25 protein-coding genes are annotated in these 25,996 nt (G+C 68.1%); 14 read left to right on the top strand and 11 right to left on the bottom strand.

From position 1 onward, the window contains the following. Positions 1 to 76: 76 nt before the first annotated feature. Positions 77 to 853 carry a basic amino acid ABC transporter substrate-binding protein gene (locus tag AB6807_RS10105; protein WP_116910355.1) on the bottom strand — a complete coding sequence of 259 codons (777 nt, stop codon included), beginning with the start codon at positions 851 to 853 and terminating at the stop codon, positions 77 to 79. Positions 854 to 1,120: 267 nt separating this feature from the next. On the opposite strand from AB6807_RS10105, the gene AB6807_RS10100 reads away from it, so the two are divergent. From AB6807_RS10100 to AB6807_RS10085, 4 genes are all read left to right on the top strand, one after another. Further along, positions 1,121 to 1,786, top strand: coding sequence for a hypothetical protein (locus tag AB6807_RS10100; RefSeq protein ID WP_371084441.1), 666 nt, complete (start codon positions 1,121 to 1,123; stop codon positions 1,784 to 1,786). 100 nt (positions 1,787 to 1,886) lie between these two features. Then, entirely contained in the window at positions 1,887 to 2,429 is a 543-nt protein-coding gene (locus tag AB6807_RS10095) for an ATP/GTP-binding protein (RefSeq protein WP_207786717.1), read from the top strand. Further along, positions 2,426 to 2,863 carry a roadblock/LC7 domain-containing protein gene (locus AB6807_RS10090; protein ID WP_371084440.1) on the top strand — a complete coding sequence of 146 codons (438 nt, stop codon included), beginning with the start codon at positions 2,426 to 2,428 and terminating at the stop codon, positions 2,861 to 2,863. Before AB6807_RS10095 ends, AB6807_RS10090 begins: the two co-directional genes overlap by 4 nt. 96 nt (positions 2,864 to 2,959) lie before the next feature. After that, positions 2,960 to 3,319 (top strand): hypothetical protein, encoded by a 360-nt coding sequence (locus AB6807_RS10085; protein ID WP_116910351.1) that lies wholly within the window; start codon positions 2,960 to 2,962, stop codon positions 3,317 to 3,319. Between the two features lie 112 nt (positions 3,320 to 3,431). Here AB6807_RS10085 and AB6807_RS10080 read toward each other — a convergent pair whose 3' ends face one another. Continuing rightward, positions 3,432 to 3,908: an Lrp/AsnC family transcriptional regulator gene (locus AB6807_RS10080; protein WP_116910350.1), complete on the bottom strand. Its 477-nt coding sequence runs from the start codon at positions 3,906 to 3,908 to the stop codon at positions 3,432 to 3,434. A gap of 178 nt (positions 3,909 to 4,086) precedes the next feature. On the opposite strand from AB6807_RS10080, the gene AB6807_RS10075 reads away from it, so the two are divergent. The 5 genes from AB6807_RS10075 (at position 4,087) to AB6807_RS10055 (ending at position 13,900) form a co-directional block, all read left to right on the top strand. Next, positions 4,087 to 7,695, top strand: coding sequence for an indolepyruvate ferredoxin oxidoreductase family protein (locus tag AB6807_RS10075; protein ID WP_371084439.1), 3,609 nt, complete (start codon positions 4,087 to 4,089; stop codon positions 7,693 to 7,695). Between the two features lie 284 nt (positions 7,696 to 7,979). Next, positions 7,980 to 8,315 (top strand): preprotein translocase subunit YajC, encoded by a 336-nt coding sequence (yajC, locus tag AB6807_RS10070; RefSeq protein WP_056577179.1) that lies wholly within the window; start codon positions 7,980 to 7,982, stop codon positions 8,313 to 8,315. A 79-nt stretch (positions 8,316 to 8,394) separates the two neighbouring features. Next, positions 8,395 to 10,275 (top strand): protein translocase subunit SecD, encoded by a 1,881-nt coding sequence (gene secD / locus AB6807_RS10065; protein WP_371084438.1) that lies wholly within the window; start codon positions 8,395 to 8,397, stop codon positions 10,273 to 10,275. Between the two features lie 18 nt (positions 10,276 to 10,293). Beyond that, positions 10,294 to 11,253 (top strand): protein translocase subunit SecF, encoded by a 960-nt coding sequence (gene secF, locus AB6807_RS10060; RefSeq protein WP_116910347.1) that lies wholly within the window; start codon positions 10,294 to 10,296, stop codon positions 11,251 to 11,253. Between the two features lie 157 nt (positions 11,254 to 11,410). Continuing rightward, the gene (locus tag AB6807_RS10055; protein ID WP_371084437.1) at positions 11,411 to 13,900 is read left to right on the top strand and encodes a DUF1631 family protein; all 2,490 of its coding nucleotides are present in this window, start codon (positions 11,411 to 11,413) and stop codon (positions 13,898 to 13,900) included. A gap of 50 nt (positions 13,901 to 13,950) precedes the next feature. Here the strand turns inward: AB6807_RS10055 and AB6807_RS10050 are convergent, their stop codons facing one another. From AB6807_RS10050 to AB6807_RS10040, 3 genes are all read right to left on the bottom strand, one after another. Then, the gene (locus tag AB6807_RS10050) at positions 13,951 to 14,469 is read right to left on the bottom strand and encodes a DUF494 family protein (RefSeq protein ID WP_371084436.1); all 519 of its coding nucleotides are present in this window, start codon (positions 14,467 to 14,469) and stop codon (positions 13,951 to 13,953) included. A gap of 103 nt (positions 14,470 to 14,572) precedes the next feature. Beyond that, a complete protein-coding gene (gene dprA, locus AB6807_RS10045; RefSeq protein WP_371084435.1) occupies positions 14,573 to 15,718 on the bottom strand; it encodes a DNA-processing protein DprA in 1,146 nt (381 codons plus the stop codon). Positions 15,719 to 15,748: 30 nt separating this feature from the next. Next, a complete protein-coding gene (locus AB6807_RS10040) occupies positions 15,749 to 16,966 on the bottom strand; it encodes a LysM peptidoglycan-binding domain-containing protein (RefSeq protein WP_371084434.1) in 1,218 nt (405 codons plus the stop codon). A 158-nt stretch (positions 16,967 to 17,124) separates the two neighbouring features. On the opposite strand from AB6807_RS10040, the gene def reads away from it, so the two are divergent. From def to AB6807_RS10015, 5 genes are read left to right on the top strand one after another with little or no spacing between them, the layout of a single operon-like run. After that, positions 17,125 to 17,643, top strand: a complete 519-nt coding sequence (gene def / locus AB6807_RS10035) for a peptide deformylase (RefSeq protein WP_371084433.1) — start codon at positions 17,125 to 17,127, stop codon at positions 17,641 to 17,643. A 14-nt stretch (positions 17,644 to 17,657) separates the two neighbouring features. Beyond that, positions 17,658 to 18,158, top strand: a complete 501-nt coding sequence (locus AB6807_RS10030) for a hypothetical protein (protein WP_116910341.1) — start codon at positions 17,658 to 17,660, stop codon at positions 18,156 to 18,158. Then, positions 18,155 to 19,126 carry a methionyl-tRNA formyltransferase gene (fmt, locus tag AB6807_RS10025; protein ID WP_371084432.1) on the top strand — a complete coding sequence of 324 codons (972 nt, stop codon included), beginning with the start codon at positions 18,155 to 18,157 and terminating at the stop codon, positions 19,124 to 19,126. Before AB6807_RS10030 ends, fmt begins: the two co-directional genes overlap by 4 nt. Further along, on the top strand, positions 19,126 to 19,866 hold the full coding sequence (locus tag AB6807_RS10020; RefSeq protein ID WP_371084431.1) for an AzlC family ABC transporter permease: 741 nt from the start codon (positions 19,126 to 19,128) through the stop codon (positions 19,864 to 19,866). The genes fmt and AB6807_RS10020 overlap by 1 nt, the downstream gene beginning before the upstream one ends. Further along, positions 19,863 to 20,213, top strand: coding sequence for an AzlD domain-containing protein (locus tag AB6807_RS10015; RefSeq protein ID WP_116910338.1), 351 nt, complete (start codon positions 19,863 to 19,865; stop codon positions 20,211 to 20,213). The genes AB6807_RS10020 and AB6807_RS10015 overlap by 4 nt, the downstream gene beginning before the upstream one ends. A 24-nt stretch (positions 20,214 to 20,237) precedes the next feature. Here AB6807_RS10015 and AB6807_RS10010 read toward each other — a convergent pair whose 3' ends face one another. The 6 genes from AB6807_RS10010 to AB6807_RS09985 all read right to left on the bottom strand — a co-directional run bounded on the left by AB6807_RS10010 (position 20,238) and on the right by AB6807_RS09985 (position 25,934). Beyond that, positions 20,238 to 21,209: a Bug family tripartite tricarboxylate transporter substrate binding protein gene (locus AB6807_RS10010; protein ID WP_371084430.1), complete on the bottom strand. Its 972-nt coding sequence runs from the start codon at positions 21,207 to 21,209 to the stop codon at positions 20,238 to 20,240. A gap of 49 nt (positions 21,210 to 21,258) precedes the next feature. Next, positions 21,259 to 22,254, bottom strand: a complete 996-nt coding sequence (locus AB6807_RS10005) for an MBL fold metallo-hydrolase (RefSeq protein ID WP_371084429.1) — start codon at positions 22,252 to 22,254, stop codon at positions 21,259 to 21,261. Then, on the bottom strand, positions 22,251 to 22,460 hold the full coding sequence (locus tag AB6807_RS10000; protein ID WP_371084428.1) for a DUF2783 domain-containing protein: 210 nt from the start codon (positions 22,458 to 22,460) through the stop codon (positions 22,251 to 22,253). The genes AB6807_RS10005 and AB6807_RS10000 overlap by 4 nt, the downstream gene beginning before the upstream one ends. Beyond that, positions 22,457 to 24,145, bottom strand: a complete 1,689-nt coding sequence (locus AB6807_RS09995; protein WP_371084427.1) for an FAD-dependent oxidoreductase — start codon at positions 24,143 to 24,145, stop codon at positions 22,457 to 22,459. Before AB6807_RS09995 ends, AB6807_RS10000 begins: the two co-directional genes overlap by 4 nt. Positions 24,146 to 24,244: 99 nt before the next feature. Further along, positions 24,245 to 25,366, bottom strand: a complete 1,122-nt coding sequence (locus tag AB6807_RS09990; protein WP_371084426.1) for an alpha/beta hydrolase family protein — start codon at positions 25,364 to 25,366, stop codon at positions 24,245 to 24,247. Further along, positions 25,359 to 25,934, bottom strand: coding sequence for a VOC family protein (locus AB6807_RS09985; RefSeq protein WP_371084724.1), 576 nt, complete (start codon positions 25,932 to 25,934; stop codon positions 25,359 to 25,361). The genes AB6807_RS09990 and AB6807_RS09985 overlap by 8 nt, the downstream gene beginning before the upstream one ends. Between the last annotated feature and the right edge of the window lie 62 nt (positions 25,935 to 25,996).

The following is a 25,996-nucleotide window of genomic DNA, read 5'->3' as shown; positions in this document are numbered from 1 at the left end:
CGTCCTCAGCTCATCAGTCAACGAAAAACGAAACGGCCGCGTGAGGGCGGCCGTGTTCAGGGAAATGCCGTGCGGCTCAGCGCACGTTCGGGTCCTTGTTGAACCACTTCTTGTAGATGGTCACGTAGCTGCCGTCCGCGCGAATGGCGGCCAGGCCGGCCGTGAGCTTGTCGAGCAGGGCCTTGTCGCCCTTCTTCACGACGATGCCGAAACCCTCTTCGGGAAACGACTTGTCGTCCAGCGTCTTCAGCTCGGGGTTCTGCGCCACGCGGTAGGCAATGACGCCGTTGTCGCCCATGGCCGCGTCGACGCCGCCGCCGGCCAGCTCGGAAATGATGAGCGGCGTGCTCTCGAAGCGGCGGATGTCGGGGCTGGTCTTGCCGAATTCGCGCGAGGCGATGTCGTCGGCGGTGGAGGCGCTGACCACGGCGATCTTCTTGCCGGCCAGGTCCTTCAGCGAGGCGACCTTGCTGTTCTTCGGCAGCGCGATGAGCTGGCGGGCCGCGAAGTAGGGCGGCGTGAAGTCGTAGCTTTGCTTGCGCTTCTCGTTGATGGTGACGCCCGAGATCACGAGGTCGACGTCGCCGTTGTTCAGCGCGCCGAAGATGCCGGTGAAGGGCGTGTTGACGATCTTGATCTTCAGGCCCTGTTGCTTGGCGATGGCGTTGATGATGTCGATGTCGAAGCCGACGATCTGCTTGTCCTTGTTCTCGAAGGCAAAGGGCGCGTAGGTGGCGCTGGAAGCCACGGTGAGTTCGCGATTCTGGGCCTGGGCACCGAGCGAGAAACTGGCCGCCGCGGCAGCGAGGCCGAGCGGGATGCCGAACGAAAGTGCGCGCCGGATGCGGTTCATGGAGTCTCCCGGGAGGGTGGATTGTTGGCTTTGGAGGCCGGGGATTCTATGCCTGCAAGACCGGTGCCCGGCCCGGCGACCGGGCGCGCCGGGCGTTGCTGCACTGCGTCAGGCACGCTCTTTTGTTGTGCATTTGTTCTCGAAGCGCGCAACGGATTCGCCCCTCAAGAATCATTTAGTTCACATATGTAGCAATATCTGACCATTAGAAACACGGGCAGGTAAGCAGTCATGTCACTCGTTTTGGGGGTCTTGGGAATCCCGAAGGTGGAGGTCGAACTCCTGAAGATCATCGTTCGCCTGAGCTCCAACCTGCGCACCACCTGGACTGTGAGCGAGTCGGGCAACTGCGACGTGCTGCTGGTGGACAGCACCACGCCCATCGACACCTGGCACGCGCCGTCGGCGCCCGTGGTGATGGTGCCCATGGTGCAGCGCGGCCAGGCCAATGCCGGCGCGCCGGCCGCCGGCCGCACGCTGGCGCGGCCGATCTTCGCGGAAGAACTGGTCGACCTGCTCAACGAGTTGACGGCGGGCGTCCACAAGAACAAAGACAAGGACAAGGACAAAGGTTGGGCGACCGCCGCGGCGGTGGAGCGCTCGGCGCGCGACCGCGCCTCGCTGGTGCGCTGGCCCGCGCAGATCACGATGCAGCGCAACCCGGTGTACCTGCGGCTGGCCGCGGCGCTGTCGAAGAGCGCGCAGTCCGCCGAAAGCCTGAGCGCGCTGAGCCGCGTGGACGTCGACGAATGCTCGACCTTCATGGGCCTGCTCGAGCAGGAGGGCGTGCTGGCATGGTCGCCCGATGCCGCCGCGCGCGACGTGATGGCGGCCAGGGCCACCGGTAACGCGGGGCTCGCGGGGCTCGCCGGCGACGCGCGCGAGCGCACCGGCCTGCTTTCGCGCATCCGCCGGCGGCTCGGGCTGGCCTGAGCGCCGCATTGCTCCGAGCCACGCCGGGCTGCGGCGCGCCGCACCGCTTCTCTTCTATTTGTTCATTCACCAATCCGTTCGTGCGTCCAGGGGAAATCGCTTGAGGGAATACAAACTCGTCTTCACCGGCCCGATGGGCGTCGGCAAGACCACCGCCATTGCCGCCATCAGCGAGCGGGCGCCCATTTCGACCGACGTCGCCAACGCCGACCGCTCGGTGGACAAGGCCACCACCACGGTGGGGCTGGACTTCGGCGAGCTCACGCTGGACAACGGCGACCGCTTGCGCCTGTACGGCACGCCGGGGCAGAGCCGCTTCGACTTCATGTGGAAGATCTTGATCCGCGATGCGCTGGGCCTGGCCATCCTGCTGGACAACTCGCGCCCCGCGCCGCTGGAAGACCTGGCCACCTACCTCGACGGCTTTGCCGACGCGCTGCAGCACATGCCCTGCGCGCTGGGCATCAGCCGCAGCGAGTCGCACCCCTCGCCCTCGCTGGACGACTACGCCCGCGCGCTGCAGGCCCGCGGGCTGGTGCTTCCGGTGCTCGCGGTCGACCTGCGCCGGGGCGACGACGTCATTTCCCTCATCGACACGCTGCTGATGCAGATCGAAGTCACCGACACCGGAGCCGCCCTGTGAACATCAGCCGCCTTCTCAAGCTCAAGGCCGCGTCCGAGGCGCAGCGCATCCTGGAGGACATCGCGGGCGTGACCACCGTGGTCATCGCCACGCCCGACGGTTTCGAGATTGCCAGCGCCAGCGTGCGCAGCGTCGACCCGTCGCGCATCGCGGCCATGGCCAGCTCCATTTCGGCCATGGGCGCCGTGGTGTCGCAGGAAGCCCGGCTGGGCCGCTGCAAGTGCACGACCGTGGCCACCGACGACGGCTTCGCCCTGTTCAGCCCGGTGCGCAATGGCGAGACCGAGCTGGTGGTGAACGTGATCGCCGGCGCCAGCGCGGTGCTGGCGCAGGTGATGTACCGCACTGCCGCCTGCGTGAAGCTGCTCGAGGCGCACCAGCCGGAGCAAGCCGATCCCCTGCAATCCGTGCAGCCTGTGCAGCCCTTGGCCTGAAAACCCGGCGGCACCGATCCGAATCAGCGAGCGGGGACGCGTTTGCATGCGGCGCCCCCGCTCTTTTCATACGCATGACCGATAGGAAACACCGAGATGGCAACGATCCAGCAAAGCATTGACAACCTTTTGACCGCCGACGGCGCCCTGTGCGCGGCCGTGGTCGACTCCGCCAGCGGCATGATGCTGGGCGCGGGCGGCACCGGCGTGGACCTGGAAGTGGCCGCCGCCGGCAACACCGAGGTGGTGCGCGCCAAGCTCAAGACCATGCGCTCGCTGGGCCTGAACGACGTGATCGAGGACATCCTGATCACCCTGGGCAAGCAATACCACCTGCTGCGCCCGCTGGCGCAGAAGGAAGGCGTGTTCATCTACTACGTGCTGGACAAGGCCAAGTCGAACCTGGCGCTGGCGCGCCGCAAGCTGCAGGAAGTCGAGAAGGACATCACCTTCTGAAGGTGAAATGACGTCGCGGGGCCAGCGCCCCGCAATTGCCTTTTTCAGGAAGCCGGTTTCGCGAGGAGCCGGCTTTTTTCGTTTCCGCTTGTCGCGCTCGCCTTTTCCTCGCTCAGCGCGCCAGGTGCCCCAGCGGCAGCGCGCTGCTCGCCTTCACCTCGCCCAGCGAGAAGCTGGTGTGCAGGTCTTTCACGTTGGGCAGGTTCATCAGGTGCTGGCGCGCGAAGGCCGAGAAGCCGTCGAGGTCGCGCGCCACCACCTGCAGCTCGAAGGTGCCGGTGCCGCTGATGTAGTGGCAGGCGACCACGTCGGGCAGCTTGCGGATGGCGTCTTCCAGCTTGCGGGTGGCCTCGTGGGTGACGCGCTCGGTGTCGACGCGCACGAAAGCGAGCACGCCCAGCCCGATCTTGTGGCGGTCGATTTCGGCGTGGTAGCCCTTGATGAAGCCGGATTCCTCCAGCGCGCGCACGCGGCGCCAGCAGGGCGCGGCCGACAGGCCCACGCGCTGGGCGAGCTCGGCGTTGGTGAGGCGGCCGTCGGCCTGCAGTTCTTGCAGGATTGCGAGGTCGAACTTGTCAATGCTTTCCATGGGCGTGGATATTAAGCAAGATTCTTTCTGGAACCGCGTTTTTCGGGGCAAAGAACGCAAACACCTGTCGCGGACCCCGGCATACACTTTGCGTGATCATGGGCTCGCGCCCTACCCGGGCACAGACCCACACCCATTAGCCAGGCCCACAAGGCCCTGCCACACGGAGACAGACAAAATGAATGCACCGCTGCCCGCGCACATTCGCAAGGCCCTCGAAACGGTCACGCTCGACGACAAATACTCGCTCGACTACGGCCGGGCCTTCATGAGCGGCGTCCAGGCCCTCGTCAAGCTGCCCATGCTGCAGCAGCTGCGCGACAAGCAGGCCGGCAAGAACACCGCCGGCTTCATCAGCGGCTACCGCGGTTCCCCGCTAGGCGGCTACGACCAGGCGCTATGGAAGGCCAGCAAGTTCCTGAAGGAACAGAACATCGTCTTCCAGCCCGGCGTCAACGAAGAGCTGGCGGCCACCGCGCTGTGGGGCACCCAGCAGCTGGGCTTCTCCCCGCAGGGCACCAACAAGTTCGACGGCGTCTTCGGCATCTGGTACGGCAAGGGCCCGGGCGTGGACCGCTGCTCCGACGTGTTCAAGCACGCCAACATGGCCGGCACCACCGAGTTCGGCGGCGTGATCGCGGTGGCGGGCGACGACCACATCTCCAAGAGCTCCACCGCCGCGCACCAGAGCGACCACATCTTCAAGGCCTGCGGCACGCCGGTGTTCTTCCCGGCCAACGTGCAGGAAATTCTCGACCTGGGCATCCACGCCTTCGCCATGAGCCGCTTCTCGGGCGTGTGGTCGGGCATGAAGACGATCCAGGAAATCGTCGAGTCGAGCGCCACGGCCATGATCGACCCAGAGCGCGTGGAGATCGTCATTCCCACCGACTTCGAAATGCCGCCCGGCGGCCTGCACATCCGCTGGCCCGACCATGCGCTGGAGCAGGAAGCCCGGCTCATGCACTACAAGTGGTACGCCGCGCTGGCCTACATCCGCGCGAACCGGCTGAACTACAACGTGATCCAGGGGCCGAACGACCGCTTCGGCATCATGGCCAGCGGCAAGGCCTTCAACGACACGCGCCAGGCGCTGATCGACCTGGGCCTGGACGACGCGGCCTGCCGCCAGCTGGGCATTCGCCTGCACAAGGTGGGCGTGGTGTGGCCGCTGGAAGCACAGCTCACGCGCGAATTCGCCACCGGCCTGCAGGAAATCCTGGTGGTCGAGGAGAAGCGCCAGGTCATTGAATACCAGTTGAAGGAAGAGCTCTACAACTGGCGCTCCGACGTGCGGCCCAACGTGGTCGGCAAGTTCGACGAAGGCCAGGGCGCGAGCGACGACGGCTACTCCGGCGGCGAATGGTCGATGCCCAACCCGACCGCGCACACGCTGCTGCGCGCCAACGCCGACCTGAACCCCGCGCTGATCGCCAAGGCCATCGCCGCGCGCCTGAAGAAGACCGGCGTGCTGGCCGCGGCCGGCGCCGACATGGCCGCGCGCATCGACGCGCAGCTGGCCATCCTGGAGGCCAAGGAACGGTCGATGGTGGTGCAGCAGGCCTCCACCAGCGTGGCTGACGCCTCGCGCCAGCCCTGGTTCTGCTCGGGCTGCCCGCACAACACCAGCACCGTGGTGCCCGAAGGCTCGCGCGCGCTGGGCGGCATCGGCTGCCACTTCATGGCCACCTGGATGGACCGCTCCACCATCGGCTTCACGCAGATGGGCGGCGAGGGCGTGCCGTGGGTGGGGCAGCAGCCCTTCACCACCGACCAGCACATCTTCGCGAACCTGGGCGACGGCACGTACTTCCACAGCGGCCTGCTCGCCATTCGCCAGAGCATCGCGGCGGGCGTGAACATCACCTACAAGATTCTGTACAACGACGCGGTCGCCATGACCGGTGGCCAGCAGGTCGGCGAGCGGCCCGAAGGCCACTCGGTGCTGCAGATTGCCGAGAGCCTGCATGCCGAGGGCACGAAGAAGGTCGTCATCGTCACGGACGAGCCTGAAAAATACGAAGGCGTGAGCATCCCGGGCGACCACGTGCAGGTGAAGCACCGCGACCTGCTCGACGAGATCCAACGCGAGTTCCGCGCCATGCCGGGCACCACGGCCATCATCTACGACCAGACCTGCGCCACCGAAAAGCGCCGCCGCCGCAAGCGGGGCACCGCCGTCGACCCGGCCAAGCGCGTGGTCATCAACGAACTGGTCTGCGAAGGCTGCGGCGACTGCAGCGTGCAGAGCAACTGCCTGAGCGTGGAGCCGCTGGAAACCGAATTCGGGCGCAAGCGCACCATCAACCAGAGCAGCTGCAACAAGGACATGAGCTGCCTGAAGGGCTTCTGCCCGAGCTTCGTCACGGTCGAGGGCGGCCAGCTCAAGAAGAAGAGCAAGAGCAAGGGCGCCACGCCGGCCGAGTTCGGCCTGCTGCCCGAGCCCGCGCTGCCGTCGCTGGTGGGCGGCAAGGTCTGGGGCGTGGTGGTGGCGGGCGTGGGCGGCACGGGTGTCATCACCATCGGCCAGCTGCTGGGCATGGCCGCGCACATCGAGGCCAAGGGCATCGTCACGCAGGACGCGGCCGGCCTCGCGCAAAAGGGCGGCGCCACCTGGAGCCACGTGCTCATCGGCGACACGCAGGACGACATTCGCACCACCCGCGTGGGCACCGCGGCGGCCGACCTGGTCCTGGCGTGCGACCCGCTGGTCACCATCAACGCCGAAACCATGGCACGCATGCGCGAAGGGCGCACGCGCGTCGCGCTCAACACGCACAGCTCGCCCACCGCGGCCTTCGTGCGCAACGCCAACTGGCAGAACCCCGAAGACGCCTGCGCAGCCGAAATTGCGCGCGCCGTGGGGCTCGACGCCATGGGCACCTTCGACGCCGACGCGGCCGCCACCACGCTGATGGGCGACAGCATCTACGTCAACCCGATGATCCTGGGCTACGCCTGGCAAAAGGGCTGGCTGCCGCTGGGGCACGAGTCGCTGATGCGCGCCATCGAGCTGAACGCCGTGGCCGTGGAAAACAACAAGACCGCCTTCGAGTGGGGCCGCCAGGCCGCGGTGCGCCCGGAAGAGTTCCAGAAGCGCGTGCGCCCGGGCCAGGTCATCGAGTTCAAGAAGCGCGAGACGGTCGAAAGCCTGGTCGCGCGCCGCGTGGAGTTCCTGACGGGCTACCAGAACGCCGCGTACGCCGCCGAGTACAAGCAGTTCGTCGGCAAGGTGCAGCAGGCCGAGTCGGCGCTGGGCCGCACCGGCCTGAGCGAGACGGTGGCGCGCTACCTGTTCAAGCTGATGGCCTACAAGGACGAGTACGAGGTGGCGCGGCTGCACGCCGACCGCAGCTTCCTCGAGCGCGTCGAGGGCATGTTCGAGGGCGACTACAAGCTCAACTACCACCTGGCGCCGCCCATCGTCGCCAAGAAGAACGCCAAGGGCCAGCTGCAGAAGCAGAAGTTCGGCCCGTGGATGCTGACGGGCTTCCGCCTGCTGGCCAGGCTCAAGGGCGTGCGCGGCACGGCGCTCGACATCTTCGGGCGCACCGAAGAGCGCAAGACCGAGCGCGCGCTGATCGGCGAGTACCGCGCCAGCATCGAGGAAGTGATGGCCGGCCTGCGCGCCGACAACCACGCCCTGGCGCTGGAGATTGCCGGGCTGCCCGAGCAGATCCGCGGCTACGGCCACGTGAAGGATCGCAACCTGGTGGCGGCGCGTGCGCGCTGGAGCGAACTGATGGGCAAGTGGCGCAATCCGCAGGCGCAGCGCGTGGCGGCCTGAGTTTTCGGCCCCTTCAACGGCATCACGGGCGCCCTCTGGGCGCCCGTTGCTATTGAAAACGTAGCTGACTTTCGCAGGGCCGAAAACCCGGAAAGCCCTCCCCACCCCGCCGGATAAGCCCGTGGAACGGTCATCCGTGCCGAATACAATGCCCGGTGCTGTGCGCGGCCAAGCCCCGCCGCGCTTTGACTTCCGGTGCGCATCCCGTGCCGCCGCGAAGTCCAAGGAACCGTGAGCGCTACCCGCGCTCCCATCGTTTTCTCTTCCCTCTGCTGGAGACTCTCTTGTTCATTTCCTCTGCTTTCGCCCAAACCGCGCCTGCTGCAGCCGGCGGCGGCGACATGTTGTCCTCGCTCGGCAGCATGCTGCCGCTGGTGCTGATGTTCGTGGTGCTGTATTTCGTCATGATCCGGCCCCAGATGAAGCGCCAGAAGGAAGCCCGCGCGATGATCGAGGCCCTGGCCAAGGGTGACGAAGTCGCCACCGCCGGCGGCGTGCTCGGCAAGATCACTTCCATCAGCGACCAGTACCTGGGCCTCGAAATCGCCAATGGCGTGGAGATCAAGGTCCAGCGCAGTGCCGTGGTCCAGGTCCTGCCCAAGGGCGCCGTCAAGCAATAAAAGCGTGGGCTGAGCCTTGCGCTTTGCGGCGCACGGCCCCAATTCACGCCGTGTTCCGTTTCAGATAAAGCGCTCTCTCATGAACCGTTACCCGGTCTGGAAGTACGCGATCATCGTGATCGTGTTGCTCGTGGGGCTCATCTATGCCCTGCCCAATTTCTTCGGTGAGGCACCTGCGGTGCAGGTGTCGGCGGCCAAGACGACCGTCAAGGTCGACGCCACCACCCAGACCCGGGTCGAGGAAGCGCTGAAGGCCGCCAGCCTGACGCCCGACCTCGTCACCCTCGACGCCGGTTCGCTGCGCGCCCGGTTCACCACCCCCGACGACCAGCTCAAGGCGCGCGACGTGATCCAGCGCGCCCTGGTGCCCGACGCCAGCGACCCGCCCTACACGGTGGCGCTGAACCTGCTGTCGCGCTCGCCCTCGTGGCTGACCTCGCTGCATGCCTTCCCGATGTACCTGGGCCTCGACCTGCGCGGCGGCGTCGACTTCCTGCTGCAGGTGGACATGAAGGGCGCCATCGACAAGAAGGCCGAGTCCTTCGCGAGCGACCTGCGCACCACCTTCCGCGACAAGAGCATCCGCGGCACCCAGGTGAGCCGCAACGGCCAGACCGTGGAGGTGAGCTTTCGCGACGCCGCTTCGCTCGAATCGGCCAAGCGCATCATCCAGGACCAGTTCACCGACCTGAGCACCACCGACAGCCAGGACGGCAGCAACTGGCGCCTGGTGGCCAGCATCAAGCCCGAAGCCGCGCGCCGCCTGCAGGACGCCGCGCTCAAGCAGAACATCACCACGCTGCACAACCGGATCAACGAACTCGGCGTGGCCGAACCCGTGATCCAGCAGCAGGGCCTGGACCGCATCGTCGTGCAGCTGCCCGGCGTGCAGGACACGGCCAAGGCCAAGGAAATCCTGGGCCGCACCGCCACGCTCGAAATGCGCATGGTCGACGAGAGCGCCGAAGGCCGCTCGGCCGAGCTGAGCGGCGGGCCGGTGCCTTTCGGCTCCGAGAAATTCCTCGACCGCCAGGGCCGTCCGGTGATCGTGAAGAAGCAGGTGCTGGTCACCGGCGAGAACCTCACCGACGCGCAACCCGGCTTCGACCAGCAGAGCAACCAGCCCAAGGTCGACCTGACCATGGACGCCAAGGGCGGCCGCATCATGCGCGACGTCAGCCGCGAGAACTACAAGAAACGCATGGCCATGCTGATCTTCGAGAAGGGCAAGGGCGAAGTGCTCACGGCCCCGTCGATCAACGGCGAGCTGGGCAACCGCTTCCAGGTGTCGGGCTCGATGACGGTGGCCGAAGCCAGCGACCTTGCGCTGCTGCTGCGCGCCGGCTCGCTGGCCGCGCCGATGGAAATCATCCAGGAACGCACCATCGGCCCGAGCCTGGGCGCCGACAACATCGAGAAGGGCTTCAAGAGCGTGATGTACGGCTTCCTGGCGATCATGGTGTTCATGTGCGCGTACTACGCACTGTTCGGCCTGTTCTCCTCGATTGCGCTGGCCGTCAACCTGATGCTGCTGGTGGCCATCCTGTCGATGCTGCAGGCCACGCTCACGCTGCCCGGCATCGCGGCCATGGCGCTGGCCATCGGCGTGGCGATCGACTCGAACGTGCTCATCAACGAGCGCGTGCGCGAAGAACTGCGCAACGGCGCGTCGCCGCAGGCGGCGATCCACGCGGGCTACGAACGGGCCTGGGGCACCATCCTGGACTCCAACGTGACCACACTCATCGCGGGCATCGCGTTGCTGGCCTTCGGCTCGGGCCCGGTGCGCGGCTTTGCTGTGGTGCACTGCATCGGCATCGTCACCTCGATGTTCTCCGCCGTGTTCTTCTCGCGCGGCCTCGTGAACTTCTGGTACGGCCAGAAGAAGAAGCTCAAGACGGTGTCCATCGGCACGGTCTGGCGGCCAGCGACCGACGGCTCCGCCGTGGTCACCAAGTAAAGGTCGAGGACAAGCGCCATGGAATTTTTCCGCATCCACAAGACGATCCCGTTCATGCGCCACGCGGTGGTGCTGAACATCGTCTCCGTCGTCACCTTCGCGTTGGCGGTGTTCTTCCTGTTCCACCGCGGGCTTCACCTGTCGGTCGAGTTCACGGGCGGCACCGTGATGGAGGTCGCCTACGAGCAGTCGGCCGACATCGGCAAGGTGCGCGACGCCATCGGCAAGCTCGGCTACCCCGACGTGCAGGTGCAGAGCTACGGCAGCTCGCGCGACGTGCAGATCCGCCTGCCCGCCCAGAAGGGCATGAGCTCCGACCAGCAGAGCGCGCAGGTCATGGGCGCGCTGAAGTCGGTCGACCCGTCGGCCACGCAGCGCGGCATCGAGGTGGTCGGCCCGCAGGTGGGCGAAGAGCTCACCACCAACGGCCTGAAGGCGCTGGGCATGGTGGTCGTGGGCATCATGATCTACCTGGCGTTCCGCTTCGAATGGAAGTTCGCGCTCGCCACCGTGCTGGCCAACCTGCACGACGTGGTGATCATCCTGGGCTTCTTCGCCTTCTTCCAGTGGGAGTTCTCGCTGGCGGTGCTGGCGGCGGTTCTGGCGGTGCTGGGGTATTCGGTGAACGAATCGGTCGTGATCTTCGACCGCATCCGCGAGAACTTCCGGCGCTACCGCAAGCTGTCGACCACCGAGATCATCGACAACGCGATCACCTCGACCATCAGCCGGACCATCATCACCCACGGCTCCACCCAGCTGGTGGTGCTGTCGATGTTCTTCTTCGGCGGCCCCACGCTGCACTACTTTGCGCTGGCGCTGACCATCGGCATCTGCTTCGGCATCTACTCGTCGGCCTTCGTGGCGGCGGCCATCGCCATGTGGCTGGGCGTGAAGCGCGAAGACCTGGTGAAGGGCGGCCCGACCAAGCGCGACGGCGAATCCGAGGACGATCCCAACGCCGGCGCCGTGGTCTGACGGATACTCCGGGGTTACTGTGTGCGGTGGCGGCGAAGGCCGCGCCGCGGTTCGCATGCAACGTCGGGCACTCTCCACACTTGTGCCCTGGCGCATACCGATGCAAGCTCGCGGTTGTTGCTGACGAATCGACTACCTTGGCCCTTCCGACTTTTCAATGAGCATTGCGCGGTCCGCCTCTTCCCTGCAGCTCGCACGCGAGACGCGTGAGCGTTTCGTGTCGGCCACGGAAGGCGCCATTGCGCCGCTGGCCCGCGCGATCCGCGACCGGCTGACGGCCATCTCCTCCGAGGCCGGCAATGCCCGCGCCATGCAGGAACACCGCGACGACTTTGTCGCGTTCCAGGGCCAGGCCACGCACTGGGTGTCGCTGTCGCAAACCGGCTGGCGCAAGGCGCTGGACGCCACGGCGAGCGCATCCGCCGTGCCTTCGGCGCTGCGGCTGGAGCTGATCGGCGACGAGGTGGTCGAAAGCAACATCCTTTCATCGCGCCTCGCGCAGATGATCCACGACAAGGCCGGCTTCGAGCTCAGCGACTTGCGCCTGCGCATCCAGCACCTCGAGGGCACGAACGAGTTCGATGCCAAGGACGTGCTCAAGCCCGAGACCCTGGCCAAGCTGCTGGTCGAGCAATGGCTGGCCGCCGGCCTGAGCCGCGGGCTGTGGACCCGGGTGCAGGACACCGTGCAGCAGGGGCTGGTCGAGGTGGTGGTCAAGGCCTACCAGAATGCCAACGCCTTCCTGATCGCCAACGGCGTGATGGAAGAGATCGATCTCAAGAGCTTCGTGCGCCGCACCGGCAATGCCGGGAGCGGGCCGGCGACCGCGTCGGGCGTGCCGATGGACAGCGGCGGTGGGTCGGCCGTTTCTTCGGCCTCTTCAGTCTCTTCCGCCTCCGCCGGCCCTCGCAGCGCGCAGCGCGCCGGTTTCGGCTTCGAAGGGCAGCCGGGCATGGCGCAATCGGGTGCGGCGCCGGCGACGGCCACCACCGGCGGCTCGCCCTTGATGATCGCGCGGCAGCGCGCGCAGACCGCGCTGCTGAGCCTCAAGCGTTTCGTTGCCGCGCGCATCGGCGGTGACGGCGGCGGTGCCCTGGGCCCCGGCGGCGTTGCGGGTTCGGGCGCGGGGCAGTACACCGCGCCGGGCACCGAAGGTCGGGCGACCGGCGGCCATGGCAGCCATGGCGGCTCCGGTGGTGCGGGCCAGGTGAACCAAGGCGCAGGCAACGGCGCACCGCGCGTTTTCTCCAGAACCTTTGCCGGCGCCATCGCCGACGCCGAGGTCGCCTATCGCATGGCCGCCACCCAGTACCTGGACGGCACCGGCGAGCAGGCCACGCTGATGCAGCAGACCGCGGTCGACCTGCGCAAGCGCACCGCCGAGCTCAAGAAGCGAGCGCCCACCACGGCCGACAAGGCCACGGTGGAAATCGTGGCGCTGATGTTCCAGGCCATCCTGGCCGAGGAGCGCATTCCGTTCTCCGCCCGCGTGTGGTTCGCGCGCCTGCAGATGCCGGTGCTGCGCGTGGCCATCGCCGAGCCCGAGTTCTTCGGCACCTTGCAGCATCCTGCGCGCATGCTGATCGACCGCATGGGCTCATGCGTCATGGGCTTCGATGCCGCCGCCATCACGGGCAGCGCGCTCGAGGGCGAGATCCGCCGGGTGGTGCAGGTCATCGAGCAGTACCCCGAGACCGGGCAGCGCGTGTTCAAGCTGGTGTTCGACGAGTTCGTCGCCTTCCTGAACCGCTACCTCACGCAGAGCGACACCACGCAGCGCGTGATGAGCGTGGCGCAGCAGGTCGAGCAGAAGGAAACGATGGCGATCCAGTACACCATCGAGTTGCGCAAGATGCTCAACGACATGCCGGTGCGCGAGGAGATCCGCGAGTTCCTGTTCAAGGTCTGGGCCGAGGTGCTGGCCATTGCCGCGCTGCGCTACGGGGCGCAGGGCGAGCAGACCGTGATGCTCAAGCGCGTGGCCTCCGAGCTGGTGTGGGCCGCGAGCGCCAAGCCCAACCGCACCGACCGCGCCCGCGTGATTCAAGACCTGCCGCAGCTGCTGCAACGCTTGCGCCAGGGCATGGCGCTGCTGGGCATCGTCGACGAGCCGCAGGAAGCGCACATCAAGATCATCGGTGCGACGCTGTCCGACGCGTTCATGTCGAAGACCGAGGCCATTCCGCAGGCCAAGATCGAGGCCATGGCCGAACGGCTGACCCACTTGGAAGACTTCGTGAGCGACGTCGACGGCTCCGGCGGCAACGAGCTGCCGCTCGACGCCCACAGCATCGAGCTGCTGCTGGGGGTGGACGCGGCGTCGATCGAGGTCATTCCCGACGCCGCTGGCACCAAGGTGCCCGAGGACATGCTGGCCTGGGCGCACGAGCTGCAGGTGGGCAACTGGTTCATGCTGGACCACAACGACCGCGTGAGCCAGGTGCAGTTCGTGTGGCGCAGCGACCGCAAGCAGCTGCACCTGTTCGCTTCGGCGGACGGCCGCAGCTTCCTTATTCAAGCCGGCCGGCTGGCGACCTACCTGCAAGCAGGCCTGCTGGTGCCGGCCGAGGAAGAAACGCTCACGGTACGCGCCACGCGCGAGGCGCTGGCGAAGCTGGATGCGAACCCCGAGCGCTTGCTGAACTAGCAGCCTGGCGACAGGTTCGCCAGCTCACGGGGTCGGTAGGGTCAGTGGGGTCAGTGGGCGATGCGGCCATCGCGGCTCTCGCAGAGTTCGTCGAGCACCAGCGCATCGGGCTCGATGCCGGTGCTCCAGTGCACCATCAGCACGATGATCTTCAGCTCGTCGATGGCAACCGGGTCGCCCGGTGCGGCCATGGCGCGCTCGATGACGATCTCGCGCAGCCCGCACGACAGCACGTTCGACGACTCCAGAAAGCGGATGAAGCCCAGGCACTCGGCGCCCAGGTGCTCCTGCTCGGCCTGCGAGTACACGCGCATGGCGTTGTCGGATTGCGGCAGTGCCGGCTCGGGTGCGCCGCGCAAGGTGACGGTGGCGCTGGCCTCGTCGTTGGCGCTGCGTTCGATCTGCATGCCTTGCGTTGCAAGGCTCAGGCCGTCGAGCCAGTGAAGGGCTTCGCGGATCTCTTCTGCCTCGAAGCCGTGCGCGCTGAGCTTGCGGCCCAGTTGCTGGGGTTCGGGGCAGGCATCGCCGCGCCAATAGTTTTCGTAGACAAAAACGAGCACTTCGAACATGGCCTCAATATAGCCGAGGAAGTGGTCGCTCGCCCCTTGCGTTTGTGCCCTTCATGCGACGTTCGGCTGCCATGTTTGCCCGCGGCGCGGCAGGCCCATGCGTTCAGGCCGTGGCCGTGCGCTGGAAGAGCCCGCCGGGCAGGCGTGCGATCTGGCCGTCGAGCTCGAGCTCGAGCATCTTTGCCTGCAGCGCCGCGGCGCTCCAGCCGGTGCGCGCGCTCAGCGCGTCGAGGCTCACAGGGTCGAAGCCGAGGGCATCGAGCAGCGGGTCTTCAGCGGTGTCGTCGGCATGGCCAACGCCGTTGGCAGTGGCGGCACCGGGCGCGGCCTTGGCTTGCAGCGGCGGCAGTTCTTCGAGGATGTCGCTCACCGATTCCACCAGCTTCGCGCCCTGGCGGATCAGCGCATGGCAGCCGCGCGATTGCGGCGAGTGGATGGAGCCGGGAATCGCGAACACTTCCTTGCCCTGCTCGGACGTCAGCCGCGCGGTGATGAGCGAGCCCGACTGCAGCGCCGCCTCGACCACCAGCGTGCCACGCGCGAGCCCGGCAATCAGCCGGTTGCGCTTCGGAAAATTCTGCGTGAGCGGTGGCGTGCCCAGCGGCAGCTCGCTCACGATGAGTCCCTGCAGCGTGATGCGGTGCGCCAGGTCGCGGTGCCGCGCGGGGTACACGCGGTCGAGCCCGGTGCCCACCACGGCCACCGTGGCCAGCCGTGGCGTGTCACCGGCCGCGTCGAGCGCGCCCTGGTGCGCGGCGCCGTCGACGCCCAGCGCCAGGCCCGACACCACGGGCAAGCCGACTTCACCCAGCGCGCGCGCGAAGCTGCGCGCATTGGTGGCGCCCTGCGGCGTGGGGTTGCGGCTGCCCACCACGGCGATGCTGTGGCCGAGCTGTGTCAGGTCGTAGTCGGCGGCGCCCAGCACATAGAGCATGAGCGGCGGGTCGGTCATTTCGAGCAGTGAGGCCGGGTAGCCGGCATCGCCGAGCGTCACCACGCGGCGCACCACGCCGTTGTCGCCGGCGTGCAGCCACTGCCAGGTCAGGTCGATCTGCGCCTGCAGGTTGACGGGTATTTGCTGCAATGCAGCGGCCTGCGCCTGCGAGACGACCTCGCGCAGCGCCGCATCGGGCTGCGTGAAGATGCGCTCGGGCAAGCCGAAGGCGGCGAGCAACCGGCGAGCGGCGCCGTCGCCGATGCCCGGCGTCAGTGAAAGCCGCAGCCAGCCTGCGAGTTCTGCGCGTTCCAAACGAGTGTTCGAGAAAGCCGGGGTCGCAGGTCAGGGATTGACGAGGAAGTCGCCGGCGCGCGGAGTGTCGTTGATTTCCAGCACCAGCGCGTAGGACACTTTCTCGAAAGTGCGGAACACCATCAGCAGGCCGATGCGTTCGTTGGGCAGCTTGATGGTTTCCTTGCGGGCGCCGGTGCGGTCGAGCAGGGTCTCGCCGTTCTTCATGATGGCCAGCACGTGGCCGTTGTCGATGCCGTCGCGCGTGCCCTTGTTGATGGCCACCACCTGGTTCTGCGCCGCGAACTGCACCGCGTTGCCGTAGACCGAGATGATGCGGCCCTCGACCTGCGTCGACGGTGCGCGCGGCACGTAGCTCAGCAGCTGGCGCGGCGGCTCGGGCAGCAGGCGGTCGCCGGCGCGCATTTCCTCGCGCGACGCGATGATGTCGATGCTGGCCGGCACCACGGTGATGACGTCCTTGTCTTCCACCGTCTCGATGGTGGTCGTCTCGCCGCGCTGCAGCCGCGCCTTGCCCAGGTACTGGGCCTCGTAGCCGAGGATTTCGCCCGTGCCCGGGTCTTTCAGCGGCGTGGCGTTGCGGAAGATGCGGAAGTTCTGCACCGGCCCGGCGGCTTCCACCAGCGGCGAATCGGCATTGCCGCGCGCATAGGCGCGGTCGCCGCGCGACAGCAGCACGCGGCTGTCGTTGCCCGCGACGATGCGCGGCGCGGCATCCAGCGCGTTGGCGTCGACCACGATGGGTTCGCTCAGGAAGGGCTCGATGATGCTCGGGTTGAGCGTGGGCAAAGCCATGCCGGCCAGCGAGTCGAATCGGGTGCGGGGTGACAGCTTGATGGTTCCGCCGTCGCCGCCGAAGCCACCGCGGCGGGTGGTCAGGCGTGCGCGGCCGCCGGTCTTGTCCAGGTAGAGCACCTGGCCCGGGTAGATGCGGTGCGGGTTCGCGATTTCACTGATGTTCATGCCCCACAGTTCCGGCCAGCGCCAGGGGCGCAGCAGGTAGAGGCGCGAAATGGCCCACAGCGTGTCGCCGGGCTTGACGGTGTATTCGTCGGGCGCGTTGGGCGCCAGCTCGCTCAGCGGCACGCCCTGCTGGGCGGTTTGCTGCGCCGTGGCGCGCTGCTGGGGCGTGACGGGGTAGTTTTGAGCCCAGGCCGTCGTGGCGCCGCAGCCGCAGATCACCGCGAGGGCTGTCAGCGTGGCTGGAAGGGAAAGGCGCTGGCGGTCGGTGAGTCTGAGCTTTTTCATGTCTGGATGGTGAGCGCGCGACGTATCGCTGCACATACGAATCTCACAATTTGCTACGAATTCTGCGCTGAAGCCCCAGGGAGGGCAACGTTTTCGGCCCCGGACGGCGCGTCGCGTCGCGGAATTGGCGAAAATAGCCACAACTTCCCCCCGATTTCATGGCCAAACGAATCATTCTGAGTTACCCGGACAAGCGCCTGCACACGGTGGCCAAGCCGGTGCAGGGCGTCGACGCGCGCATCAAGGCCCTGGTGGCCGACATGCTGGAGACCATGTACGACGCCAACGGCATCGGCCTGGCCGCCACGCAGATCGACGTGCACGAGCGCCTCGTCGTCATCGACGTGTCCGAGGAGCGCAACGAGCCGATCGTGCTCATCAACCCCGAGATCACCTGGGCCAGCGACGAGCGCGTGCTGAACGAAGAAGGCTGCCTCTCCGTGCCCGGCATCTACGACGGCGTGATGCGCTCGACCTCGGTCAAGGTGCAGGCGCTCGACGAGAACGGCGAGCAGCGCACCATCGAGGCCGAAGGCCTCCTGGCGGTGTGCATCCAGCACGAGCTCGACCACCTGCTGGGCAAGGTCTTCGTCGAATACCTCTCGCCCCTGAAGCGCAACCGCATCAAGAGCAAGCTGCTGAAACTGCAGCGCGAAGAACTGCGCGAGCGCGCTTGACCCCCACAGACCCCATGAACTCACGTCGCCTCGGTGCCCTGGCTTTTCTCGCGGCCGCTGCGCTGGGCCTGGCCGGCTGCGCCAACGAGCCCACCCGCGTGCAACCGGGCGCCAGCGCCGCCGACACGCTGCAGCGCCTGGGCGCGCCCACCGGCCGCTACCCGCTCACCGGCGGCGGCGAACGGCTGCAGTACTCGCGCATGCCGGCCGGCTTCGAGGTGACCGACATCGACGTCGACGCCTCCGGCAAGGTCGTCTCGGTGACGCAGGTGCTCAGCGAAGCGCGCTTCGGGCAGGACATCAAGGTCAACCAGTGGCGCCAGAACGACGTGATGGCCTTCTACGGCCGCCCCTATGAAATCAGCCGCGTCAGCTCCTTCGACGGTGCCGTCTGGACCTGGCGCTACAAGTCGGTGAACGAGCGCCGCATGCTGTACATCTACATCGACCCGACCGGCGTGGTCCGGCGCTATCACACGGGAGACGATCTCGAGCTCGATCGGGTCCGCGATTGAGCCCCCTCAGAGTCGTTTTCGCGGGCACGCCCGAGTTCGCGCGCGTCGCGCTGGAGGCCATCGCCGCCGCCGGCCATGAGGTGGTGCTGGTCATGAGCCAGCCCGACCGCCCCGCCGGCCGCGGCATGAAGCTGCAGGCCTCGCCCGTCAAGCAATGCGCCGTCGCCAGCGACTGGCCCGTGGCCCAGCCGCGCAGCCTGCGGCTGGACGGCAAGTACCCCGACGAGGCTTCGGCCGCGCGCGACACCCTGCTGGCCGCCCGGCCCGACGTGATGGTGGTGGCCGCCTACGGGCTGATCCTGCCGCAGTGGGTGCTCGACCTGCCCGTGCACGGCTGCCTGAACATCCACGCGAGCCTGCTGCCGCGCTGGCGCGGCGCCGCGCCCATCCACCGCGCCATCGAGGCCGGCGACGCGCAGACCGGCATCACCATCATGCAGATGGACGCCGGCCTGGACACCGGCGACATGCTGCTGCGCGAGGCGCTGGACATCGGCGACGACAACACCGCCCGCCTGCACGACCGCCTGGCCGAGCTGGGGGGCCGCATGATTGTCGAGGCGCTGGCGCGCATCGGCACGCTGGAGCGCACGCCGCAGCCCGCCGACGGCGTCACCTACGCCAGCAAGGTCGAGAAGCACGAAGCGCTGATCGACTGGGCCCAGCCGGCTGACGCCATCGTGCGGCGCATTCGCGCCTTCGATCCGTTCCCGGGCGCCAACAGCCCGCTGGATGGCGAAACCGTGAAGCTGTGGACCGCCCACACCCACGCACATACCGAAGCCGTGTCGATGGACGCCGCCGCGCCGGGCACCCTCCTGGCCGTCAGCGACGCCGGCGTGACCGTGGCTGCCGCCGCCGGCTCGGCCGTCACCGTCACCGAACTCCAGCGACCGGGCGGCAAGCGCCTGGCCGTCGCCGATTTCCTGCGCGGCTTCGACCTGAAGCCCGGGCAGGCCTTCGGCTGATGTTTCTCTCGCAAAGCATCCGCGGCCGTCCTGAATTTCGCGTCGGCATTCGCGACATGTCGCCGGTGGCGCTGGGCATCGGCGCCTGGGGCCTCATGACCGGCGTGGCCATGGTCAAGTCGAACATGAGCGTGATCGAGGCGCTGGCCATGACCTTCCTGGTCTACGCGGGCAGCTCGCAGCTCGCGGCCATTCCGCTGCTGTTCGCGGGCGCCCCGGCCTGGGTGATCCTGGCGACGGGCTTCTGCGTCAACCTGCGCTTCGTGGTGTTCAGCCTGCACCTGCGCCCCTACCTCATGCACATGCCGCGCTGGCGCCGCATGATGCACGGCTACCTCACGGCCGACATGAGCTACGCGCTCTTCATCAAGAAGTACCCCAAGCCGCCGCTGACCATTTCCGAGCAGGAAGAGCAGGAGGCCTACCTCACCGGCAACTACTTCGTGACCTGGTGCGCCTGGATGGGCATGAGCGTGCTCGGCATCGCACTGGCCAACTTCATTCCGCAGAACTGGGGCCTGGGCTTTGCCGGCGTGCTGAGCCTGGTGGCCATCGTGTGCTCGATGGCGACCACCCGCCTGCGCGTGCTGGCCGCGCTCATTGCCGGCGCCACCGCCGTGGCCGCCTACGCGCTGCCGCTGAAGCTCAACATCGTGGTGGCCATCGGCGTGGCCGTGCTGCTGTGCTTCTGGCTCGAGAAGCAGTTCGGCCTCGACCCCACGGCGGAGGACGACAAGTGACCGGCACCGCCAACGCGACCACCGACTGGTGGACCCTGGGCGTGATCGTCGGCCTGGCGCTGGTCACCGTGCTCACGCGCTGCTTCTTCTTCATTCTCGACCGGCCCTGGGGCCTGCCCGAGTGGGCGCACCGCGCGCTGCACTACGCGCCGGCGGCCGCGCTCGCGGGCGTGATCGCGCCCGAGATCGTCATGACGCAGGGCCACCTGATCACCACGCTGCACGACGCGCGCCTTTACGCGGCGGTGGTCGGCGCGGCGTACTTCTACTGGCGGCGCGGCGTGCTGGGCACGATGCTGGCCGGCATGGCCGTCTACCTGCCCTTGCACCTCGGCCTGGGCTGGTAGGGGCACGACGGGCGGGCCTTCAGGTCAGTCCAGCTTCACGCCGGCCGCCGCGATGATCTTTCCCCAGCGGTCGCTCTCCGCGCGCGAGAGCTTGTAGAAGTCTTGCGGCGTTCCCGGCAGCGCCTCGAAGCCGAAGTCCGCGAACAGCTTCACCACCTTCGGCGCCTTCATCGCCTTGTGCAGCTCGGTGTTCAGCCGCGCGACCGCCTCGGGCGGCATGCCGGCCGGCCCGATCAGGCCGTGGAAGGCGTAGGCGTTGACGTCGCTGAAGCCGGCCTCCACGAAGGTCGGCACCTCGGGCAGGGCGCTGGCGCGCTGCGGCAGCGCAATGGCCAGCACCCGCACCTTGCCCGAGCGGATGATCGGCAGGCCCGAGGCCAGGTCGAGCATCATCACCGGCACCTGCCCGCCCATCACGTCGGTCATGGCCGGCGCGGCACCCTTGTACGGCACGTGCGTGATCGTGAGGCCCGCCTTCTGCTTGAACAGCTCCATCGCCATGTGGTGCGGCGAGCCGTTGCCGGGCGAGGCATAGCTCACCTTGTCGGGGTTGGCCTTCACGTAGCGCACGAACTCTGCCACGTTCTTCGCGGGAAAGTCGGGGTTCACCACCAGCGCCACCGGAAAGCGGCCGATGGTGCCGATGTAGGTGAAGTCACTTGCGGGCTTGTACGGCAGCTTGACGAACATGTGCTCGTTGAACAGCAGCGCCGCGTTCTCGGCCTGCATCACCGTGTAGCCGTCGGGCTTGGCCTGCATCATCACGGACACGCCGATGTTGGTCGAGGCACCGGGCCGGTTGTCGATGATGAGCGGCTGCCCGAGCGACGGCTGCATCGCCTCGGCCAGCGTGCGCGCCAGGTTGTCGGTGCCGCCGCCGGCCGAGTAGGGCACGATCCATTTGATCGGCTGGCTCGGGTAGGCCGCCGGCTGCGCCGACGCGAAGGGGGTCGCCAGCGCGAGGGTCGCGGCCAGCAGGGGAATCAATCGCTTCATCGTCTCTTGTCTCCGTTGCTTCGTATGGAAATCTGGAAATGGGTGGGGCTCACTCGCCGCGCAGCACCTGCCACAGCGCGCGGTCGCGCTCGGCGGTCCACACCACCGGGTGCTCGATGCCGCGCAGCTCGTCATAGGCGCGCGACACGTCGAAGGGCAGCACGTGCTGGAACACCGGCCAGCCGCCGAAGCGCGGCGCCATGGCCGCTTCGGCGCGTGCGAAGCAGCCCTTGAGCGTGTCGCCCGCGGCAATGCCCTCTTTCACGCTGGCCAGCAGCGTCGACAGAAAGGCCTTGGTCAGGCCGATGGCCTCGGCGCAGGCCGCTTCGCCCTGCAGCACGGCGCCGCGCCCCGGCACCAGCACGCGCGGCCCCAGCGCCAGCACGGCGTCCAGCGTGCCGGCCCAGTCGCCGATGTAGGCGTCGCCCGCGTACACGCCGCAGTGGTTCTCGACCACGTCGCCCGAGAACAGCACGCCGCAGTCGGGCAGCCAGGCCACGGTGTCGCCGCTCGAATGGCCGCGGCCCAGCGCCATCAGGCGCAGCTCGCGTCCGGTGCCCGGCCGGGGGCCCAGCCACAGGCTCATCTCGCCCTGGAAGCTCATGGTCGGAAAGGTCAGGCCCGGAATTTCCTCCACGCCCGCGAAAAGGCGCGGAAAGCGGCCCACTTCCGAGTCGAAGTCGGCCTGGCCGCGCGTGCGGATCCAGTCGAGCGTGCCGTTGCTCGCAACGATCTGCTCGACCTCGTCGAAGGCGCTCGCGCCCATCACGCGCACCGCGTGGTAGTGCGTGAGCACGATGGTCTTGATGGGCTTGTCGGTCACGGTGCGAATGGCCGCGAGAAAGTCGCGCGCCATGCGCGGCGTGGGGCGCGTGTCGATCAGCACCACCTGGTCGTCGCCGACGACGAAGCCGCAGTTGGGATCGAAGTCGCTGATGTAGCCGTAGGCGCCGGGCGCGAGCTCGCGCAGTTGCGGCTTCTGCTCGCGGGTGTCGGAGGCGGAGGCGAAAGAGACGGACGGGGCCGAAGAGATGGAAGTGGTCATGGGGCGTGGGTGGTCGTGGGGTCTTCGGCGGCCGCTGCCGCCTGGATGCAGGCCAGCAGCACGCCCTGGTCGGCGCACTGGTTGGCCAGCAGCAAGACAAGGCGGGCGTTGAGGTCGGCGCTTAGCGCTTCGCTGCGGCCTTCGTGCGCGGCGAGCAAGGCGGCGTAGAAGCCGTCGGGGTCGGGAATACGGGGTTCGGTGTTCATCGCGAGGCGGGTACGTGGTGGGCGAGCGCGGTGCGCACGGCGGAGGCAATGGCTTGCGGCGTGGCGTGTTGCAGCACGGCCGCGCGGTAGGCGTCGGGCCGCACCAGCGCGAAGCTGCCGGCATCGCCGATGCCGAGGTGGCTGGCCAGCGTGTCGTCGGCCTGCAGCGTGGGCAGGCCGCTGTCGCTGCCACCGTCGTTGCCGCCGTCGTCGTTGTTGCAGATGGCCAGCAGGCGCAGCGGCAAGGCGGCCGTGGCCTCGCGCGCCGCGTCGGCCTGCGCGCGCGTCGGCGCGAACCACAGGCCGATGCACTCCGTGCCCTGGGCCAGCAGCTGCATCAGCGTGGTCTGGCGCCCGTCGCCGGCCCAGCGCAGTGGCAGGTTCTGCACCGTGCGGGCGCCTTCGGGCAGCAGCGGTGCGGCCGGGTAGGGGTTGGCGACCGACATGCGCCCCGTGTTCACCAGCGCGCGCGCGAACGGATACCGCGCCGCCAGCGCCACCACCGCGCGGCGCAGCGTGTGCTCGGCGGGCGAGCGCGGCGCGAGAAAGCGCGCCGAACGGCTCGTCACCTGCAGGTTTTCCTTCGCCGCGGGCTGCCGCTCGGCGTCGTAGCTGTCGAGCAGCGCGTCGCCGGCGCGGCCCTGCGCGACCAGCGCCAGCTTCCAGCCGAGGTTGGCGGCGTCCTGGATGCCGCTGTTGCCGCCGCGCGCGCCGAAAGGGCTCACCACGTGCGCGGCGTCGCCGATGAAGAACACGTGGCCGTGCCGAAAGCTGTCGAGCAGGTGGTCGCGGTAGCCGTACGGCCCGATCCACACGAACTCGAACTCCACGCCCGGCCCGAGCTGTTCGCGCAGCCGCGCGCCCGCCACCTCGGGCTGGCTGATGTAGGCCGGGTCGCAGTCCTCGGGCATCTGGTAGTCGATGCGCCACACGCCGTCGGCCATCAGGTGCTGCCACACGCCGCGGCCTTCGTTGAAGGGCGCGTCCACCCAGGTCCAGCGCTCGGTGGGCAGCGGCTTCTTGAAGCGCACGTCGCTGATGCACCAGCGGTCGGTGCTGCGCGAGGCGTGCGCGTCGATGCCGAGCTGCGTGCGGATGGCGCTGTTGGCGCCCGTGGCGTCGATGAGCAGGTCGGCCTCGAGGGTGTAGCGGCCGGCGGGCGTTTCCACGTCGAGCCGCACGCCGTCGGCCAGCTGCTCCACGCGCGTCACGCGGCTCTTCCAGCGCACGTCGGTCACGCCGAGCGCGAGGATGCGCTCGACCAGGAACCACTCGACGTAGAACTGCTGCAGGTTGATGAACGGCGGCTGCGCCGAGACGCTGTTCGCCTGCAGGTTGAAGTTGTAGACCTCCTGCTCGCCCGAGAAGGTGCGCCCGAACGACCAGGTGATGCCCTTGGCCGCGACGCGCTCGTAGATGCCCAGGCGCTCGAAGATCTCCAGGCTCTTCTGCGCGTAGCAGATGCCGCGCGACGAGGCGCCGCGCACGCCCACGGTGTCGTCCTCGTCGAGCAGCACGGCACGCACGCCGCGCTGCGCCAGGTCGCAGGCCAGCGTGAGGCCGGCGGGGCCGGCGCCGACGATGACGATCGGGTGGCGAACGGCCTTGGCGCTGTTCAGCTCCGGGGGCGGCGTGAAGGGCCAGGACGGCAACTCGTAGGCCGGTGCAAATGCAAAGGTTTCCATGTCTCAGTGATGCTGTTGCTGCAGGTGCTGCAGGTGCTGCAGGTGCTGCAGGTGCTGCAGGTGCTGCTGTTGCGGCTGTTGCGGCTGTTGCGCAAGGCGCTAGAGCGCGTGCGCGAATTCGGCGATGGCGTCGGCCGCCTGCGGCACCAGCCCGGGTTGCCCTGCCAGGTAGTGGTTGCCGCCCACGATGTCGACATTGCGGATGCGCGCGCCGCCCGCCGCCATCCACGCGTCGCGCGTGCTCGGAAAGGTCGACTGGTCGCCCGTGTAGGTCAGCAGCAGCTTGGGCACCGTGGTGCGCGCGAGGTTGGTGGGCCCGTCGGCCTGCGAGCGCGAGGACCACTGCGAGAGAAACGCCGTCAGCGAGGTGGTGCGCCCCATGGCGTTGGCCGAGTAGTTCACCTGCCGCGCGTCGCCCCACACGCTGCCGGGCAGCCGGTCGTTCGCGTCGAGCGAGAGGTCGACGCAGCGCGGGTCGGCGTGCGTGCGGTAGACCACGAAGGCCTGGTCGCGCGGCGCGCCGGGCGTACTGCGCAACAGCGCGAGGCGCTCGACGGCCCATTGCTCGATGCGGTCCAGCCGCGCCTTCTGCGCCGCGCTGAAGCGCGCCAGAAAGTCGCTGTCGTAGGGCACGCGGTGGCGCGGGTCGTACATGTCGAGCTCGGGGTCCGCCGAGAGCGGGTCGTGCTCGTCGGTGACCGAGGGGTCTATCCAGTCGCGCATCAGCCGCGTGCGGCCCAGGTGCGCGGCGCACAGCGCGATGCCGTCCACCGGCGGCAGGTCGCTCGGGTGCAGGTGCGTCGGGTTGCCGTCGGGCAGGTGGGTGGCCGTGAGCTGCTCGGCCTGCGCCTGGTAGAAGGCCGCGAGCGCGGCGCCGCCCGAGTTGCCGACCAGGAACACCTTCTCGTAGCCCGCCGCGCGCAGGTGCTGCACGCCGGCGCCCAGGTCCTGGATGGCGCGCTCCATCAGCAGCACCGTGTCGTTGCCCACGTAGCGCGAGTTCAGGCCCATGCAGCAGATGCCGCGCTCGGCCAGCGGGGCGATCAGGTAGTGGCCCATGAAGTTGCTGGTCGGGTGCATCACGATGGCGGCGACCTTCTTCGGCCCCTGCGGCGCGCGAAACGCCCCGTAGATGCGCGGGCGCAGCATCTGCAGGCCCGACTGGCTCTCCATCGAGGCGCCGGGCTTCACGTCGATGACGGCGAGTTGCAGCTCAGGCATTCGACGCTCCTTTCGAGGCACGCAGCTCGGCCTTGCGCGCCGTCCATGCGTCGAGGTCGGCATGCGCGCGCAGCGCGTGCGCGTCCATCTCGGCCTGCGGCACAGTGGGCGTGGTGAGCTCCACGCGAATGCCGTTGGGGTCGAAGAAGTAGATCGATTCGATGATGTGGTGGTCGGTCACGCCCAGCACCTCGACGCCCGCGCCCTCCAGTCGCGCCTTGGCGGCCAGCAGGTCGGCCACGGAGTCCACCCGCAGCGCGATGTGGTTCACCCACGCGGGCGTGTTGGGCGAGGGCAGCGCGGCAGTGTCGTCGCCCAGGTCGAAGAAGGCGATGTACGCGCCGTCGCGCATCTGGAAAAAGATGTGCACGTAGGGGCAGTACTCGCCCGTGCTGGGCACGTGGTCGCTCTTGATGACGTGGGTGAGCGGCAGGCCCAGCAGGTCTTCGTAGAAATGGCGGGTTTCCTCGCTGTCGCGGCAGCGCCAGGCGAAGTGGTGCAGCCCGCGAACGGGCGGGGGCGGCGGCGCGAGCGAGGGCGCGGTGGCCGCGATGGCCGTGGAGGCCATGGAGGCCGTGGAGGCCTTGGTGGTGGCAGTGGTCGTCGGCATGCGTGTCTCCGTGGAGGCGC

This window comes from Variovorax sp. RCC_210 (assembly GCF_041355175.1).
Taxonomy (GTDB): Bacteria; Pseudomonadota; Gammaproteobacteria; order Burkholderiales; family Burkholderiaceae_C; genus Variovorax.
The sequence above is the reverse complement of the archived record's forward strand: the minus strand, read 5'-3'. Positions and strand labels throughout refer to the sequence as shown.